This window comes from Saccharopolyspora cebuensis (assembly GCF_039542665.1).
Lineage (GTDB): Bacteria > Actinomycetota > Actinomycetes > Mycobacteriales > Pseudonocardiaceae > Saccharopolyspora > Saccharopolyspora cebuensis.
In genome coordinates this window covers 1-15417 of sequence record NZ_BAABII010000035.1, presented here as the reverse complement: position 1 = coordinate 15417, position 15417 = coordinate 1, and the positions used below count along the sequence as shown (strand labels likewise).

Below are 15417 nucleotides of genomic sequence, written 5' to 3'. Positions count from 1 at the left end.
TGCTGTGACCTGCGAACACTGCGAAGTCAGCGACTCCCCAACTTCTCTGCTTCCTGCACGTTTCGCATCGGTCGCATGGCTCTTGGTCCCCACCTGGTCCCCAGAAGACACGCCAGGGATCGGACGCACGGGCCGCTTTGCCCACCACTCCGGCCCGACACGTCACTTGTAGGTGCCCCCAAGCTCGCTCACCGGGCGACCTTGACGATCCGGGACACGCTGGGCTGCGCCGGGCGGAAGTCGGTTCCGGAGATCGTGGCCACCTCGGTCACCTTGAACTCAGCAGGAAGGCGGCCGAGATCCGCGTGCTCCCCGACGGCCATCACAGCTACCCGGAACGACAGCTCCGGCAGGATGTCGATCAGCGACTCCGTGACGAGGTTCGGCAGGTTGCTCACCAGAACATCGAAGGCCATGTCCCGAGCGGCGCGGAGTCCATCCCCGTGGATGACGTTGGCGTGCGGCACGTTCCTGCGGAGGTGATCTATCAGGTTCCTGTCGAACTCGACTACCGTCAGGCTCTGGCATGGCGGCATGGTGCGCGCAACCGTCCCGACGCCCGCCCCGATCTCGACTACGCGATCACTTGGACGAATTCCTGCGGCATCATAGATCAGCGCGAGCTTTTCGGGAGAAACCAGGAAGTATTGTTCAAATGAGGGATCAGCGAGCGAGGCCAGTTCGTTGTCATCCAAGGTAACTCCCATTGTTGTCGAGGTCCGAAGATTCTAGCGCGGCGTTCAGCTGCATCATGCTCGCCGACACGCTCTCTGGCACGGATTTCCGGACGGCGACTTCGGCAATGGTGTTTCGGAGCAGCACCGCGGTTCTAGTTGAAGCAACCTGCGGGACCAGCGGAATAATCGTCTTTACGGTCGATTCCACATCCGCCCACGAGCCAAGTTCAACCTGTGCGCCGAGCAGGTAAGCCCGGTGTAGGTACTGGCTCCGTAGCTCGGTGGGGGCAGTAGCTTCAACGGAGTGCTCGAATTCGGCGATGGCCGACCCTGCCTGCTGGAGATCGCGCCTGGCCATGGCTTCATGCCACGCCAGCTCCCGTTCATCGACCCACCAAGCCCACGGTGGGTCACTGGCAGCGACGCCATCGAGGAATAGAGATCGGATCTCCTCGAATGTTGATAGCGCAGATTCGTCTCCTGCCTGAGCCAGCGCCCTTGCCTTGCGGGTCAAGAAGAGCGCGCGGACGCGAGGAGAGAGCGAATAGCCGCCTTCAAGGACGGATCTGGCCAGCTGGAGCGCTTCACGCGGACGCCCCATCGCACCTGCGTGCATACTCGCGTTCTGGATCGTTAGAAGCTCAATCGTTCTGTCGCCCGCAAGTCGCGTGAAGTGAAGCGATTCCTGGTTCATCCGACGCACCAGGTCGTGCTGCTCGGCATCATAAGCGAGCCACCCGACGACTTCCGCCAGTTCTCCCGCCGCTGCGTTGAGGTCGAGTTCAATTCGATCGTCGTAAGCGCCCGTTCCGATCAGGTTGTGCATGGAGTTGAAGAACCGGACGGAGAGCTTCACGAGGTCGGCTGCGCCGAACTGGTTGTCCAGGGATACCAAGTTCTGGATGTATCCGCGTACGGCTTCGAGGTAAGCATCGTCGCCGAACTGCGAGACGGCAGGAGGTGCGGCGGGGACAACCAACTGCGGCTGCGGCGGAGCCTCAAGCAGACCAAGCGCCGCTGGGGGCAGGTTGAAGACTTCAGATAGTTCCTCGCGCCAGTCCGCTGGGGAGACGCGTCCCTGTTCCCACTCCGTGTACATCCGTTTGAGGCTGGCGTCCTTCGGTGCCATCTTGCCTCGCCGTTGGCGGGCTTCACGAAGCCGGGCGCGCACTTCGCCCTGCGTCATCCCTCTCGAGGTGCGAGCGCGCTTGAGCGGCGTTGAGGCCTCTTCCACTTCGCGTCTCCCCTTGCTCGTTTCCGCAGGTCAAAGCTGGTGAGTCGGGGCGACTCACCACCGACTCACCAGGGACTCATCTACTCAGCACGCCAGCGCAGCCCGATTCTTGAGGCATGACAACGAAGACAGAGGACTGAACGAAGTGGAGGTTGTCATGCCGAAGAACACGTTTCCGATGATGAAGACCGGTGGTGGCGCCGGGAAGAAGTTGCTTGGCATGGCCGCCGTGCTTGCCGTACTGGTGTTGGTCGTGAACAACCCGGTCGCGGCGGCCGGATGGACGAAGCAGGCCTTCGCGCTCCTCGGTCAGTTCGTCAACGCGCTGGCGACGTTCTTCGGCGGTGTGCTCGGATGACTTGCCGATCACTCGTGAGCCACCCGCTCTTCGAGGGCTTCCAGACGTTCGGTGACGTTCGCCAGCTTCGCGCGCAAGTCGGCGATCGCCGCGGAGTCCGCCGGTTGGCCGTCTGCCGGCAGCGGCTGTCCGCGGAGAACGGCACCGAGGTAGCCCCGCGGCAGGTCGAGAGCAGCGGACATCGCTTCGAGCGTTCGCGCCGTTCGGTTGCGCTCGACGAGGTTGTGCTGCAGTTCGCGGACGGTCTGCAAGGCCACTCCCGCCCGGCTGGCCACTTGCTGCTGCGTGAGCTCCAGTTCGTCCATCCGGGCGGAAATCGCGTCGGCAACGGCTGCCCAGTCCTTCGCCATCGGCACCCTTCCTGAGCTGCGGATATCACCGCCAAGACTAGCCCTGATCCTGACCGGTCTTCCAGTACCTGGCCCGGGTCGGGCTTGACATGACTAGTTTTAGTCGTCTTACTAGTACTCGCATTGGTTGTCAGCTTTCGCAGAGATCGCAAGCACCAGGGCAACGACAGAGGTCCCCGGCCGGTGCGGCAACACCAACCGGGGCGGTCATCGAGAAGCAAGGAGCGCTAACGATGCAGGTCAACGGTACGCAGACCCGAATGCTCCGGGTCAAAGCCGTAGCGAACGTGCTGGACGTGCACATCTCGACCGTCTACCGGCTGGTGGAGTCCGGGCAGCTCGGTTCGGTGCGCATCGGGTTCGGCAAGGGCGCGATCCGAATTCCGGCCGATTCCCTGAACACCTACCTCGTGGGCCTGGGCGTGGCGCCACTGGCCGAGGGCGACGGCTACGAGGGGGCGATCGCGTGAGCACCGAGCTGCGCATCGCCCGCGGGGACCAGCTCTGGCACCTGTTGACCCGTTTGAACGGTGGTCATCCGGAGTGCGCCGAGGTCGACATGGAGGCGTTTTTCCCGGATCGGGCCCCTGATGTGTCTGAGATCCGGCAGGCCAAGGCGGTTTGCGCTCGCTGCGAGATCAGCGAGGCGTGCCGGGAGTTCGCGGTGCGGACGCACCAGGTGGGGATCTGGGGCGGCACCACCGGCCGTGACCGCAAGGAGATCCGGCGCGCTCGCCGCATGGGCGAGACCGGCGTTGAGGAGGCGGCGTGAACGAGTGGGAGCAGCACACGATCGAAGTTCCGGCGGGGTTGCTCGCGGAGCTGCGCGAGGCCGACAGGGAGTACACGCAGGCGTACCTGGGTGGTCTGGACGCGGCATCGAGGGCGCGCGTGGACGCCGCCCGGCGGCGGCTGGCCGAGCTGTACGGGGAGTTGTGCGGGGCGCTGGAACTGAGCATGCCCGGTCTGGGCCTGGCGTTGGTCATCGCGCGTGAGGACCTCATGGCCTCGGTCGAGATGGGCGAAGCCGCCGATGCCGCGGAACGGGATGCGTCGTGATGGACCTCGACGCTGCCGGGGCTGCTGGTGGCTCACCTCGTGGTTGATCACTGGATGCAGACCTCGCACCAGTCGGCGCACAAGGGCTGTCCGGACTGGCTAGCCCACAGCGCCGACGCCGCCCAGCAGTACGCCGGGCATCTCTGAACCCCGAACCGGCACCAGCAACGGAAGGAACACCCATGTCGCTCGTCGACGAGCTCCGCCGGGCCGCCGCGGAGGCCACCGAGAAGTCCACGCACCTGCAAGCCGCGCTGGAAGACGTGGTGAAGGGCATCGAGGAGGTGCAGGCCGTGCTGCACCAGATCGGCAGCTCCCAGGACTGGCTCTTCGAGGCCGACGGGGTGCTGGGCATGGCCAGTCAGAGCGCCGCTCAGACGAAGAACTCCATCGCCGCCGCCCGGTACGCCATCGAGCAGTACGCCGCCGCACTCTGACCAGGAAGGACACCCTGATGCAGTTCACCGACCAGCTCCGGGGCGACTGGAGCGCCTGGATCGACGAGCAGGACCTCGCGCCGATCGCGACCCTGCGGACCCGCACCACCCGGGGCATCGCCGGTATCCACGTCACCCTGCCGGGCACCGACCCGGGCAAAGCCGCTACCGCGGTGCGGTGGTTGGAGCACCTGCGGGGCGTGGAGATGTCCACCCGGACCCGCCCGGGCCGGGAGCCGGTGATCCTGCTGCACCTGCGGGGCGAGGCCCGGGCGATGCCGGTGCTGCTCACCGTCCCGTACTGCGACCTCACCGAGTCGCTGGAGGTCGCGGTGATCACCACCCACATCGGGCTGCAGGACCCGCCCTTGCTGCTCGGGGCGCTGGCCGACCTCGCCGAGCACCACGCCGCCGGGCACCGCAAGGAGGTGGCGTGATGTGGCGCTGGCTGATGCCGCCACAGCCGTTCTGGACGACGGGGGACGGATCGAAGGGTGACCGACGTCGGGACGAGCTGACCTGCCCCGGCCACACCCAGGACTACGGCCATCACATCACGGGCATGACGGTGCGCTGGTACTGCAAGTGCGGCGCGTACCGCGACGAGGTCGACGCCCCGCCGCCCCACGGCAATGACCAGCCCTCGGGTGACTACCTGGAGATGGAGGTCCGGGGTCTTCGGGGCCAGAAGGGCCCGTGGCGCTCCCAGGTCACCGACAAGCCACTGCCGACCAAGCGCACGGTCTCGCCCGAGGTGACGACGGCGCCCGCGGCAGCGAGTAGCGCAGACACGCCTACGGCAGACCGGTCCACCCAGGCGGGCGCACCGGGTTCCACGCACACCACTTCGACCAGCACAGGAGGTACGGGCATGTCCGGGATCGAGGACGTCGTGGCCGCGGTCGCGCAGGCCAGGGAGAACAGCGAGCAGATCCTCGCGGCGCTGGCCCTGATCCAGCAGTGGTCCGAGGGCGCGGCCGGCGGGTTGACGACGGCTCTGGGCGGCAGCTCCCAGGACGAGGTGCAGCACAGCATCGCCGCGTTCAGCCAGACCACGCAGCTGGCCACCGAGATGCACCAGCTGGTCGCGGGCGCGATCGAGCAGGTCGAGCAGTACCGCAACCGCCTCTGAGCAGCACTGCCCGACAACGAAAGGACCGCCATGAGCATCCGCATCCGCATCGGCGACCGGACCTACACCGACAGCAACATCCAGGACATCGTCTACGACCCCAACGTCGACGACGCGGTGGTCGAGACGGTCACCTCCACCGAGTGCGCCTCCGTCGTTGTCCGAGCCAAGGACATCCGGGGCGGCATCACGATCGGCAGTGACCGCTGATGCCACGCCGGAAGCTGGAGCTCATCGAGCTGTGGAACGGGCGCTACGAGTACGGCTGGATCGCCCACGGGTTGGCGACGTTCCCGTTCGGCATGGCACCGCGGGACCTGGTCACCCGCCGCCAGCTCCGCGCGTTGGGCCTGTGTCCGGGTGGGCACGACATCGTCGCGCAGGTCGTGTGGCGCGGTGGTGCGGCGTGGGCCGGGCTGTACCGGCTCGACCTGGCCCGCCCGAAGCGCACGCCGACCGCGGCGCAGCGCCGGGCGCTGGAGGCGGCGATGGCCGCCCGCCGCCGCTGCCGGCACTGCGGCCGTGACGCCGGGTACTGCCTGCCCGCCACCCGCCTCTGCACCGCCCACGACCTCGACGGACGGGCCGAGGCTGCTTGACCCCGCCCCGGCCCAGCAGCCCATTCCGCCAAGAACACCTGCTGGGCCGGGTCCCCAACCCATAGCTGAGAAAGGGAAGTCTGATGCTACGCAACGACACCGCCGTCGGCGACGGGCTCGTCGCCGAGATGGACGAGGTGGGCCTGGGGCCGGTGGCTTCGGCCCGGGTGGCCGAGTACAGCGGGGTGCCGGTCCTGGAGATCACGCTGGCGGACTCGCCGGTCAAGGCCCGTGCGCTGGCGCGGTGGGCCGAGCAGCTCACCGTCCTCGACGGCATCCTCGGCAAGCACCACCGCGCCGATCCCACCAGCCGGTTCACCCTCCGCGGCCACTGCGACGGGCAGATGTTCGTCGTGATCGCGGTCTTCGACGACACCACCGAGGCCGCCCCGGTCGGCCTGCTGGGCGCCCGGATCCGCAGCACCCCGACGACCGAGCTCGTGGCCTGCCTGGCCGAGCTGGAAGAGGGGAGCACGCCGTGAACTCGACGCTGGACTACCTGCGCGGCTTCACCGCGCCCCGGGCGGTGCTGGTGGGTGCGTTGTTCACCGTCGCCGTGCTGGCCCGCATTCCCGCGGTCGTCCTGGCCCTCGGGGTGCACGTCCTGGACCGGGCCGCCGAGCGGCTTCTGGGGTGGATCGCCTGCATCCCGCCGGTTCCCGTCCGCACCGTCACCGGCCCGACCGGCCGCCGCACCCGAGGGAGGACGCGATGAGCAGCATTCACGAGCAGATGCGGGCCAACCGCGCCCAGCAGGCCGAGCAGCGGCGCGCCGACCGGGCGCAGCAGGCCGAGATCCGCCGGGCCGACCGGGCCGCCGCGCAGGAGCAGGACCGCGCCGACAAGCACGACCGCGAGCAGACCCGGCAGGCGCGTCGGCAGGCGGCCCGGGCGCGGCGGGCTGCGGGGTTGGCGTGGGTGGCTGCGCACCCGACCGAGCTGCTGCTGAGCGTGATCGTGGTGGTGCCGGGGCTGCTGGCGTGGTCGGCGATGGCGGCCTACGGCTCCGAGATCTACGGCCCGATGGGCTGGGGACTGCCGCTGTTCAGCGAGGCGGCGATGTGGGCGTTCGCGTTCGCCACGCACACCGCGCGGCGGGCCGGTCGTCCCCGCGGCTGGCTGCTGGTCGGGCTGTGGGTGTTCACCGCGATCTCCGGCGTCCTGAACTTCCTGCACGGCTTCTCCGGCGACGAGGGCAGCGTGACCCGCGGTGTGGTGATGGCCCTGGTCGCCATGGGCGGCCCGGTGGCACACCAGCTCATCACCGCCTCCCCGATGCGCACCCGCCGCACCCGGGCACAGCGCCGCGAGGACGCCCTCCAGCGGCGCGCGGCGGGGCGGGCGGCCCGGATGGAGCGTGCCGCGCTGCGCACCGCAGTCGGGCAGCTCGACACCGACGGGCGGATCCGGCTGCTGCACACCCCCGGCACCGTGATCCTGCGGCGGACCTGGACCGGCCGCACCACCCTGACCAAGAGGACGGTGCCCGGGCTCGGCGACGACGGCCCGGACACCGCCGCCGAGGACCTGGGCGTGACGCTGGCCGGAGAGGTCGAGGCGTTCCTCCGCGACACCCCGGCCACCCTCCCGGAGACCCCTCCCGCACCGCCGGTCGAGCAGACCCCCGACACCACCGCTGACCAGCGTCGGGATACCCCCCGGAAGACCCTCCGGAACAAGCCTGCCAAGCCCGCCCGCCAGCCCGCGCACAGGTCGATGGACCAGCTCCGCGAGCAGCTCCGCACCGCCGCCGCCGAAGGACGGGTGGACCCGACTTCGGCCGAGTCGATTCGCACCGCGCTGCGCGTCGGCCGCGACCGCGCCCAGCAGTTGCGCGACGAGTGGAACGACGGCGGCACCGCCACCCCGACCCCGGCCTGAACCCCACCCCTGCACGGGAGGTGAACCGACATGACCATCAGCGAGGACGTCAGCAACATGGGTGACCTGATCCGCTTCCCGCACCGGGCGACGCAGCGGCCGGAGGTCGACGGGACCAGCCTGCCCGCTCCCGGTCCCGTCGAGCAGGAGCACGACACCACCACCGCCGGTACGCCGGGCGCGGAGCTGGCGATGGACACCGAGCGTGCTCCGGCGCCGCTGGTCCGGCGGGCGAAGCAAGCCAAGGCGCACCTGGCCGAGCACGGGTGGGACTACACCAAGACCGGCAGCCGGTTCGTGGCTCGCCACGGGTTCTACCTGCTGGCGGGCACGTGGGACACCGTGGCCGGGGCGTACAAGCGGTGGACCGGGCGGGACATCGACGAGCGCATCGCCGCGGCGCAGGCCGCCGGGGAGCACGGGGTGGCCGCGCAGTTGATGAGTGCCCGCACCGAGAACCGGAAGCTGCTGCTGGATCGGATCCGGGTGTTCGGGCAGTTCCTCAAGTACACCCCGCACGCGGTGGCCGGCACCGCCGCACTCGTGCTCGGTGCCACGCTGATCGCCTCGGTGGTGGCGTTCTTCCGCCCGGAGGGCCTGAGTGCCGCAGATGTGTGGAACGGGTTGTTCACCGCGGTGGAAGCCGGGCTGGACTGGACCGTGTGGGCCGCCACCGTGGGTGTGCCCGCGCTGCTGGTCGCGGTCAGCGCCGGGGTGGTCATCACCAGCTACAACCGGCGGCGGCTCCAGCGCGACGTGCCCGGCTACCTCGCGCCGATGGGAGAGCCCACGGGCAAGGACGTGATCCCGGACGAGGGCGCGATCCTGCAAGCGCTGCGCAACCTGGGGCTCCCGGCGCTGAACAAGCGCATCAAGGAGGGCTGGGTGCCGCGCTGGGTGGAGCCGACCACCCGGGACGGGCGCGGGTGGCGCACCCAGCTGGAGCTGCCACAGCAGGTCACCGTCGAGGACATCACCGACAAGAAGACCACCCTGGCGCACAACCTGGTGCGCAAGCCCGGCGAGGTGTGGCCCACCGAGCCGCGCAACAAGCCCGGTGTGCTGGACCTGTGGGTGGCTGACCAGGGCGTGCTGTCCGGACCGATCGACCCGTGGCCGCTGCTGGAGGAGGGCACCACCGACTTCTTCCAGGGCGTGCCGGTGGGCATCGACCAGCGCGGCGACGAGATCCTCGCCAAGCTCATGGCCTGCAACTACATCATCGGCGGCACGATGGGCTCGGGGAAGTCGTCGCTGGTCATCAACCTGCTGCTGGGGGCGATGCTCGACCCGCTGGTCGAGATCGACGTGCACGTCATGGCCTACAACACCGACTACGACGCGCTCAAGCCCCGGCTGCGCAAGCTCATCAAGGGCGACGAGGACGAGGACGTCGACACCGCGATCACCGCGCTGCGTGAGCTGCGCGCCGAAGTCACCCGGCGCGGCAAGAAGCTCGAAGACCTCGGTGGGGAGGAAACCAAGCTCACCCGCGAGATCGCCGCGAAGGACCCGTCGATGCGGCCCCGCCTGGTGGTCTTCGACGAGTGCCAGGAACTCTTCGAGCACGAGACCTACGGCAAGGAAGCCAAGGAACTCGCCGCCAAGGTCCAGAAGAAGGCCCGCAAGTGCGGCATCGTGCTGGTCTGGGTCACCCCGTCGCCCTCGGCCGCCTCGCTGCCGCGGGACCTGGCCAAGACCGCCAGCCACCGGGTGTGCTTCGCCATCGGGGACCACCAGGGCTCCGACGCGGTGCTGGGCACCGGCAAGCACAAGCAGGGCATCACCGCTACCGGCCTCGTGCCCGGCGAAGACGTCGGCACCGCGATGGCCAGCGGTTTCCGGCGCGACGCCGGACTGCTGCGCTGCCACCACGTCCGCAAGGACAAAGACACCGACCAGCACACCCCCGTCGTCGAACGCGCCCTGGGCCTGCGGAAGGACACCACTCCCGCCGTCGACCAGCCCGCGCGCGTCGAGCGGGACCTGCTCGACGACATCGCCGCCACCCTCGGCGACGCCCCGGCGGTCAAGGCCCGCGACGTGGTCGCGCGCCTGCGCGAACTGGCCCCCGACCACCGCGACTACCGGACCCTGACCGCCGAAGGACTCGTCGAGCGCCTCGACGCCGAGCACGACTACACCGTCCGCCGCAAGGACGGATACCTCACCGTCCGTAGCGACCGGATCCAGCAAGCCCGCGCCGAGCGGGGCGGGAGTGACGACACCGACTGAGCCCCGCAAACCCGGCCCCACAGCCCCCACCGGCCGGGTCACTCACTCCGCTCACTTCCTCACTTCCACCCCATCACCGCAGATCAACCCGAGTGAACGCCCCAAGTGACCGGCGAAGTGGATTTTCACTTCCCTGACCGGCACCCACTCCGCGCTCACTTCCCGGCTCACTCACCCGGCCCTACCCCCGCACGCCCACATCTGATCACACACAGTCACCAAGACAGGAGTTGGTTCCCATGTCCGAGGTCTGGCACCTGACCCGCAAGCAGAGCTGGTGGGACGGCTCGGTCATCACCTGGTGCGGCCAGCGCTGGAAGTCCGGCACCTACACCGAGGCCTGGTTCGGCCTCAGCAGGCCGGACTGCCCCGCCTGCAAGACCGCCAAGAAGCACGCGAAGAAGTGACCATCGCGCAGGAAGGACACCTCATGACCACCATCGACCACCCCCTGTTCCCGCAGTCCCGCCCGCTTTCGGTTGTGCAGCGCCTGCGCGGGCCCCGCCGCGGGCCCGCGGTCGTCGCCGAGTCCGTGGCGGAGGCCACCCACACCGCGGGCCTGGTCATCACCCCGGGCATGACCCAAAGCCTGCGAGATGACTGGTCCTTCACCGGTACCTGGGACGTGCGCCACCAGTCCTCGGGCTACGTGGTGATCGCCAACGGGCCCAGCATCGGGCTCGGCCACGCCCGCGACCTCGCGGTGCTGCTGGGCGAGCTGGACCTCGACTGGACCCAGCCCAGCGACGTGCTCCCGCTGCGCGATCCCGCAGTGCGCGCCGCCGTCGGCGACGTGCAGGCGCAGATCAGCGCCGCGGCCTGGGAAGCGCGACCGGCACGGCTGCGGGCCACCAGCTGGATGGAGTTCCCGCCGCCGTACTGGATCGGCCAGCCCGGGGGCGAAGCCGACGAGTTCTTCCGCACCTTCGCCGCCGCGGCCGACCGCCTGCTCGCCGTCGGCTGGACCGACGGTGTGGTCGGCCGTGACACCGCGCCCTGGTGGGACCTGCTCTGCGCCGCGGCCGACTGCCGAACCCACCCCGAGGAGGGCGAGATGGGCTGGCTGCCCGAACGCAGCCACGTGGTCGAGGTCGCCCACGCCGACGGGTGGCGCCGCCTCGACACGAAGCGCTGGCTCTGCCACTGGTGCACAACCCTGTTCACCCCCACCCACCCCTGATCCACCCGGGTGCCGCCCGGCCCGCACATCGGGCGGCACCCCCGGCCTACTCAAAGTCCTTTGTGGAGGTGAACGATCGTGACCACACGCCGCGCCTCGAGCGCGACCGAGCAGCTGCGTTCCTGGGCGCTGTGCCTGGCCGAGTCGGGCTGGTACGTCTTCCCGCTGCGGCCCGGCACGAAGCGGGGCCAGGTGCTGCACGGCCGCCAGTCCTGCTCCGGCACCGGGGTCTGCGCTCGCGGGCATCAGGGGTGGGAGCAGCGTGCCACCCGCGACCTGGGGCGGATCGCCCGCTGCTGGGAGCAGGCTCCGTTCAACATCGGGATCGCGACCGGTCCGTCCGGGCTCCTGCTGGTCGACTGCGACCAGCCCAAGCCCGGCTACCGCTGGCCTCCGGGCTGGAACAGCAGGGGGGTGTCCTGCGGCGAGGACGTGTTCGGCGTGCTGGCCGAGCAGGCCGGGGCCGCGGTACCGGACACCTACACCGTGGCCACCCCGTCCGGCGGGAAGCACTTCTACTTCCGCGATCCCCAGCGCCGGTTCCGCAACACCTGGGGCGAGCGCGGCGGGCTCGGTCCGCTCATCGACACCCGCGCCGGTGGCGGCTACGTCGTCGGGCCGGGTTCGGTCACTCCGGACGGGGCTTACGAGCTGCTCGACGACACCGAACCGGCGGATCTGCCGGGGTGGTTGGTCCGGGCGCTGGCTCCCAAGCCGTCTCCGGCACTCTCAGCGCCTCATGAGATCGCCCCTACCAGGGTCTCCCGCTACGTGTCGGCTGCGATCAGGTCGGAGTGCGATCGGCTGGCAGCGACCGGCTCAGGGCCGCAGAACGAGGCGCTGTTCACCGCCGCCCTGGCCCTGGGGCGGCTGGTGGCCGGGGGCGCGGTCGACGACGCCACCGTCCGCACCGCGCTGCACCAGGCGATGGCGCGGCTGCCGTTGACCCGGCCGAACGACCCGTGGACCCCGACGCAGATCGATGCCACCGTCAACTCCGGGTTCCGCCTCGCCGCCCAGCGCCCCCGCACGCTGCGCGCCTGGGGAGGTGATGCCGCATGAGCGCCGCCGAGCACGACACACCCCGCGCTCTGTGGGCGGTCGCCGACGACGGCCGGGCCAAGGTACGCATCGGGTCGGGCCCGGAGACCATCCGCGTGCTCACCGCCGCGATCGGCAACCGGCTACTGCCCGACACCTACGTCCAGGACGGCGCCCCCGTCGTGGTCGAAGCCGTCTCCGGCGCGGGTGACCCCACCGCGGGAGATGACGACGTGGCGCTGCCGCTGTCGGCGAGCCCGCTGCGCCCGCCGCTGCTGGCCAACCTGCTGGCTGAGCACGCCTACGTCTTCCTCACCGAGCTGGACAAGCACGGCGACCCGACCGAGATCGAGAAGTCCCCCTCGGCCGCGGCGATGGCCGCCGTCCTGTCCCGGCGGTCCTGGCCCGAACTGCCGGTGCTGCGGCGCATCATCTCCACCCCCGTGCTGCGCCCGGACGGAACCCTGCTCCAGACCCCCGGCTACGACCCGGCCACCGGCTACCTGCTCGCCGGCCGCACCCACCTCGCTCCCGTCCCGGAGCGGCCCACCCCGGAGCAGGTGCAGGAGGCGCGGCAGTTCCTGCTCGGCACGTTCCTGCGGGACTTCCCGTGGCGCACCGCGGCGGACCGGGCGAACTACCTCGGGCTGCTGGTCACCCCGATCGTCCGCCCGTTCACCCGCGCCCTGTCGCCGTTCGCGGTGATCGACGCGACCATGCCCGGCTCCGGCAAGACCATCCTGTCCGGCTGCGCCGGGATGTTGTCCGGGCAGCGGGTGCTGACCTGGACCGACTCCGACGAGGAGCTGCGCAAAGCGGTCACCACCGTGCTGGCCGACCAGGTCGGGGTCGTGGTCTTCGACAACCTCGAAGAAGGCTCCGTCATCAACTCCGCCGTGCTCGCCCGGCTGGTCACCGAGCGGACCTGGACCGACCGCAAACTCGGCACCAACGCCGCCGCAACGATGCCCAACGACCGGCTGTGGATAGCCACCGGCAACAACCTCCGCGTCGGCGGGGACATGGCCTCCCGCAGCGCCTGGGTCCGCCTCGACCCCGACTGCCCCCGCCCCGAAGCCCGCAGCGGGTTCACCATCCCCAACCTCGACACCTGGATCCTCGACCCCGCCAACCAGGCGGTCGTGCTGCGGCACCTGCTGGTGCTCATCCTCGACTGGACCGCCCACGGCGCCCCGACCTCCACCTCGGTGCCGCAGATGCGGCAGTTCACCCGCTGGGCCCAGCACATCGGCGGATTCCTCGAACACCACGGCATCGGCAGCTTCCTCGCCAACGCCGAAGCCGCCCGCGACCTCGACGACGACGCCGCCGAGTGGCGCGCGTTCCTCCTGCGCTGGCACCAGCTGCACGGTACCAAGCCGGTCACCGCCAACGACCTGCGTGCCAGCGCCGAAGCCGACAGCGGTCTCGACCCCTGGCAGGGCAGCTTTCCCACCAGCCCCACCGGGAAGCTGCCCTCCGCCAAGTCCCTCGGCCGCAAGCTCACCGGCCAGATCGGACGGTGGCGCGGCGACATCGTTCTACGCAGCGTCACCGACTCCCACACCGGCAGCCGTACCTACTGGGTCGAGCGCCAACCCGACACCTCATGACCCCCGAAACCAAACCCGCAAACCCGCAAACCCGCCACCACACCGGATGACCAGCACAAAGAAGCCGGGACAGGGGGTGGTGCCAAACCCGCCAAGGTCACCGCCAAACCCGCAAACCCGCGGGTTTGCGGGTTTGCACCACTCACCCACCGGACCAAACCCGCAACCAAAAACAGCAGGTCAACACCCACGCTGCGGGGTTTGCGGGTTTAAAAGGCCCTTCCCGCCCCCCACTGTTCCAGCCTCAGTAAACCCAGCCCGCTACCGCCAGCGCGCCATCACTCACCGTCGCCAGAAGTAGCCGAGATGATGCCGTCGCGACGAAAGGTCCCCATGTCTCGCCCGAAACCCACCGCTCACACCTCTCCCGTCCTGGGAATCGATCTCTCCTCGGATGTCGAGTACCGGCCCAACCGAGCCAAGCCCTACCGCGCGCGGGTCCGCTGGAACGACCCGCACACCGGTGAGCGGCGGTCGCGTTCAGAACAGCACGAGAACACAGAGCGGGCGGCCGAGTGGATCGACGCCATGCAGCGAGCGGCGGCGGGCGGGATCGATCCGTCCGCAGCAACCATGAAGCTGAGCGAGTACGGCGACGCGAACATGTCGTTCGCGCTCCGCGGAGTCGAGAGCAAGACGACCGATCCGTACTTGGCAGGTTGGCGCAAGCGCGTTGTCCCCACGCTCGGCCACATTCCCGTTCGAATGATCACCAACGGCGCGGTGGATCGCGCGGTGCACGGCTGGATCGCCGATGAGCACAGCATGTCCACCATCAAGAACAGCCTGGCCGTCCTGGTCCGCGTGATGGAGCAGGCGGTGCGCGATGGCGTGATCGAGCGGAACCCTGCGAGGGTCACCGGGTGGCAGTACGCCTTCCGGCAGGCCGAAGACGAACTCGACGACCCGCGGTCGCTGGCGCTGCCTGACTTGCGCACTTTGACCCGGCTTACCGATGCCCTGGTGGCCCGCTCAGCCAGCGAGTACGAGGGGTGGGGCGACGTGGTGAAGTTCGCCGCCTGCACGGCCGCCCGGATCGGCGAAGTGTCGGGGTGCCGCGTAAAGGACATCAACACCCTGGACTGGACCTGGAACGTCCGACGGCAGACCACCACCGCACCGGGCGGCTTGGTCGACAAGGGCACGAAGGGCAAGCGCGCCCGGCGGGTGCCGCTGATCGAAGAGATCCGCGACCTGGTGCAGCGCCGGATCGCGCTCACCGACGGCAGCCCGGACGCGCGCCTGTTCACCGGCCCACGCGGCGGCCGGATCACCACCGCCGTGCTGCGGAACGCGACGTCCTGGGACGAGGTGGTCACCAAGTTGGGATACGAGCACCTGCGGCGGCACGACCTTCGGCACACCGGGCTGACGTGGATGGCCGACGCCGGCGTTCCGGTCCACCACCTCCAGAAGATCGCCGGGCACGCCTCGCTGAGTACGACGCAGCGGTACCTGCACCCCGACCACCAGTCCGTCACCGACGCAGGCGCGATGCTGTCCCGACACCTCCGCCGGTCCCCAAGTGGTCCCCAGCTCCGCAGCGTGTGAGCAACACCGAAGGTCGACACCTGAACACGAAGAACCCCGCTCACCTGGCGTTTCACCGTGGTGAGCGGGG

The 15417-nt window shown here is 69.6% G+C and carries 21 protein-coding genes; 18 read left to right on the top strand and 3 right to left on the bottom strand.

Features of this window, described 5'->3' with window-relative positions; all coding sequences use genetic code 11:
* Nucleotides 1–188 precede the first annotated feature (188 nt).
* Together ABD976_RS29370 and ABD976_RS29365 are read right to left on the bottom strand one after the other, a co-directional pair.
* Entirely contained in the window at nucleotides 189–695 is a 507-nt protein-coding gene (locus ABD976_RS29370) for an rRNA adenine N-6-methyltransferase family protein (protein WP_345368308.1), read from the bottom strand.
* Entirely contained in the window at nucleotides 688–1863 is a 1176-nt protein-coding gene (locus tag ABD976_RS29365; protein WP_345368307.1) for an NsdA family TPR-like regulatory protein, read from the bottom strand. Before ABD976_RS29365 ends, ABD976_RS29370 begins: the two co-directional genes overlap by 8 nt.
* Before the next feature lie 205 nt (nucleotides 1864–2068).
* On the opposite strand from ABD976_RS29365, the gene ABD976_RS29360 reads away from it, so the two are divergent.
* Nucleotides 2069–2269, top strand: a complete 201-nt coding sequence (locus ABD976_RS29360) for a hypothetical protein (protein WP_345368306.1) — start codon at nucleotides 2069–2071, stop codon at nucleotides 2267–2269.
* 8 nt (nucleotides 2270–2277) lie between these two features.
* On the opposite strand, the gene ABD976_RS29355 is transcribed toward ABD976_RS29360, so the two are convergent.
* Nucleotides 2278–2619, bottom strand: a complete 342-nt coding sequence (locus ABD976_RS29355; protein ID WP_345368305.1) for a helix-turn-helix domain-containing protein — start codon at nucleotides 2617–2619, stop codon at nucleotides 2278–2280.
* Nucleotides 2620–2852: 233 nt separating this feature from the next.
* Between ABD976_RS29355 and ABD976_RS29350 the strand changes: the two genes are divergently transcribed.
* The 17 genes from ABD976_RS29350 to ABD976_RS29270 all read left to right on the top strand — a co-directional run bounded on the left by ABD976_RS29350 (nucleotide 2853) and on the right by ABD976_RS29270 (nucleotide 15347).
* Nucleotides 2853–3089 (top strand): helix-turn-helix domain-containing protein, encoded by a 237-nt coding sequence (locus ABD976_RS29350; protein WP_345368304.1) that lies wholly within the window; start codon nucleotides 2853–2855, stop codon nucleotides 3087–3089.
* Nucleotides 3086–3391, top strand: coding sequence for a WhiB family transcriptional regulator (locus tag ABD976_RS29345; protein ID WP_345368303.1), 306 nt, complete (start codon nucleotides 3086–3088; stop codon nucleotides 3389–3391). Before ABD976_RS29350 ends, ABD976_RS29345 begins: the two co-directional genes overlap by 4 nt.
* A complete protein-coding gene (locus ABD976_RS29340; protein ID WP_345368302.1) occupies nucleotides 3388–3678 on the top strand; it encodes a hypothetical protein in 291 nt (96 codons plus the stop codon). The genes ABD976_RS29345 and ABD976_RS29340 overlap by 4 nt, the downstream gene beginning before the upstream one ends.
* 182 nt (nucleotides 3679–3860) lie before the next feature.
* Nucleotides 3861–4115, top strand: coding sequence for a hypothetical protein (locus tag ABD976_RS29335; RefSeq protein WP_345368301.1), 255 nt, complete (start codon nucleotides 3861–3863; stop codon nucleotides 4113–4115).
* Between the two features lie 17 nt (nucleotides 4116–4132).
* A complete protein-coding gene (locus tag ABD976_RS29330) occupies nucleotides 4133–4552 on the top strand; it encodes a hypothetical protein (protein WP_345368300.1) in 420 nt (139 codons plus the stop codon).
* On the top strand, nucleotides 4552–5247 hold the full coding sequence (locus ABD976_RS29325; RefSeq protein WP_345368299.1) for a hypothetical protein: 696 nt from the start codon (nucleotides 4552–4554) through the stop codon (nucleotides 5245–5247). Before ABD976_RS29330 ends, ABD976_RS29325 begins: the two co-directional genes overlap by 1 nt.
* Before the next feature lie 30 nt (nucleotides 5248–5277).
* Complete coding sequence (locus ABD976_RS29320; protein ID WP_345368298.1) at nucleotides 5278–5457, top strand: hypothetical protein; 180 nt, start codon at nucleotides 5278–5280, stop codon at nucleotides 5455–5457.
* Nucleotides 5457–5846 carry an RRQRL motif-containing zinc-binding protein gene (locus tag ABD976_RS29315; RefSeq protein ID WP_345368297.1) on the top strand — a complete coding sequence of 130 codons (390 nt, stop codon included), beginning with the start codon at nucleotides 5457–5459 and terminating at the stop codon, nucleotides 5844–5846. Before ABD976_RS29320 ends, ABD976_RS29315 begins: the two co-directional genes overlap by 1 nt.
* 83 nt (nucleotides 5847–5929) lie before the next feature.
* Nucleotides 5930–6328, top strand: a complete 399-nt coding sequence (locus tag ABD976_RS29310) for a hypothetical protein (RefSeq protein WP_345368296.1) — start codon at nucleotides 5930–5932, stop codon at nucleotides 6326–6328.
* Nucleotides 6325–6561 (top strand): hypothetical protein, encoded by a 237-nt coding sequence (locus tag ABD976_RS29305; protein WP_345368295.1) that lies wholly within the window; start codon nucleotides 6325–6327, stop codon nucleotides 6559–6561. The genes ABD976_RS29310 and ABD976_RS29305 overlap by 4 nt, the downstream gene beginning before the upstream one ends.
* Nucleotides 6558–7727 carry a DUF2637 domain-containing protein gene (locus ABD976_RS29300; RefSeq protein ID WP_345368294.1) on the top strand — a complete coding sequence of 390 codons (1170 nt, stop codon included), beginning with the start codon at nucleotides 6558–6560 and terminating at the stop codon, nucleotides 7725–7727. The genes ABD976_RS29305 and ABD976_RS29300 overlap by 4 nt, the downstream gene beginning before the upstream one ends.
* A 30-nt stretch (nucleotides 7728–7757) precedes the next feature.
* Nucleotides 7758–9962, top strand: coding sequence for an FtsK/SpoIIIE domain-containing protein (locus tag ABD976_RS29295; RefSeq protein WP_345368293.1), 2205 nt, complete (start codon nucleotides 7758–7760; stop codon nucleotides 9960–9962).
* Nucleotides 9963–10201: 239 nt separating this feature from the next.
* Nucleotides 10202–10369 carry a hypothetical protein gene (locus ABD976_RS29290; protein ID WP_345368292.1) on the top strand — a complete coding sequence of 56 codons (168 nt, stop codon included), beginning with the start codon at nucleotides 10202–10204 and terminating at the stop codon, nucleotides 10367–10369.
* A gap of 23 nt (nucleotides 10370–10392) precedes the next feature.
* Nucleotides 10393–11142, top strand: a complete 750-nt coding sequence (locus ABD976_RS29285; protein WP_345368291.1) for a hypothetical protein — start codon at nucleotides 10393–10395, stop codon at nucleotides 11140–11142.
* Between the two features lie 78 nt (nucleotides 11143–11220).
* Nucleotides 11221–12204 carry a bifunctional DNA primase/polymerase gene (locus ABD976_RS29280; RefSeq protein ID WP_345368290.1) on the top strand — a complete coding sequence of 328 codons (984 nt, stop codon included), beginning with the start codon at nucleotides 11221–11223 and terminating at the stop codon, nucleotides 12202–12204.
* Nucleotides 12201–13796: a hypothetical protein gene (locus tag ABD976_RS29275; protein WP_345368289.1), complete on the top strand. Its 1596-nt coding sequence runs from the start codon at nucleotides 12201–12203 to the stop codon at nucleotides 13794–13796. The genes ABD976_RS29280 and ABD976_RS29275 overlap by 4 nt, the downstream gene beginning before the upstream one ends.
* 333 nt (nucleotides 13797–14129) lie before the next feature.
* The gene (locus ABD976_RS29270; RefSeq protein ID WP_345368288.1) at nucleotides 14130–15347 is read left to right on the top strand and encodes a site-specific integrase; all 1218 of its coding nucleotides are present in this window, start codon (nucleotides 14130–14132) and stop codon (nucleotides 15345–15347) included.
* Nucleotides 15348–15417 lie beyond the last annotated feature (70 nt).

Coding starts and splice junctions, on each gene's coding strand:
- ABD976_RS29365 (WP_345368307.1), bottom strand. CDS start 1,863: ATGACGCAGGGCGAAGTGCGCGCCCGGCTTCGTGAAGCCCGCCAACGG.
- ABD976_RS29360 (WP_345368306.1), top strand. CDS start 2,069: ATGCCGAAGAACACGTTTCCGATGATGAAGACCGGTGGTGGCGCCGGG.
- ABD976_RS29355 (WP_345368305.1), bottom strand. CDS start 2,619: ATGGCGAAGGACTGGGCAGCCGTTGCCGACGCGATTTCCGCCCGGATG.
- ABD976_RS29350 (WP_345368304.1), top strand. CDS start 2,853: ATGCAGGTCAACGGTACGCAGACCCGAATGCTCCGGGTCAAAGCCGTA.
- ABD976_RS29335 (WP_345368301.1), top strand. CDS start 3,861: ATGTCGCTCGTCGACGAGCTCCGCCGGGCCGCCGCGGAGGCCACCGAG.
- ABD976_RS29330 (WP_345368300.1), top strand. CDS start 4,133: ATGCAGTTCACCGACCAGCTCCGGGGCGACTGGAGCGCCTGGATCGAC.
- ABD976_RS29325 (WP_345368299.1), top strand. CDS start 4,552: ATGTGGCGCTGGCTGATGCCGCCACAGCCGTTCTGGACGACGGGGGAC.
- ABD976_RS29320 (WP_345368298.1), top strand. CDS start 5,278: ATGAGCATCCGCATCCGCATCGGCGACCGGACCTACACCGACAGCAAC.
- ABD976_RS29315 (WP_345368297.1), top strand. CDS start 5,457: ATGCCACGCCGGAAGCTGGAGCTCATCGAGCTGTGGAACGGGCGCTAC.
- ABD976_RS29310 (WP_345368296.1), top strand. CDS start 5,930: ATGCTACGCAACGACACCGCCGTCGGCGACGGGCTCGTCGCCGAGATG.
- ABD976_RS29300 (WP_345368294.1), top strand. CDS start 6,558: ATGAGCAGCATTCACGAGCAGATGCGGGCCAACCGCGCCCAGCAGGCC.
- ABD976_RS29295 (WP_345368293.1), top strand. CDS start 7,758: ATGACCATCAGCGAGGACGTCAGCAACATGGGTGACCTGATCCGCTTC.
- ABD976_RS29290 (WP_345368292.1), top strand. CDS start 10,202: ATGTCCGAGGTCTGGCACCTGACCCGCAAGCAGAGCTGGTGGGACGGC.
- ABD976_RS29285 (WP_345368291.1), top strand. CDS start 10,393: ATGACCACCATCGACCACCCCCTGTTCCCGCAGTCCCGCCCGCTTTCG.
- ABD976_RS29275 (WP_345368289.1), top strand. CDS start 12,201: ATGAGCGCCGCCGAGCACGACACACCCCGCGCTCTGTGGGCGGTCGCC.
- ABD976_RS29270 (WP_345368288.1), top strand. CDS start 14,130: ATGTCTCGCCCGAAACCCACCGCTCACACCTCTCCCGTCCTGGGAATC.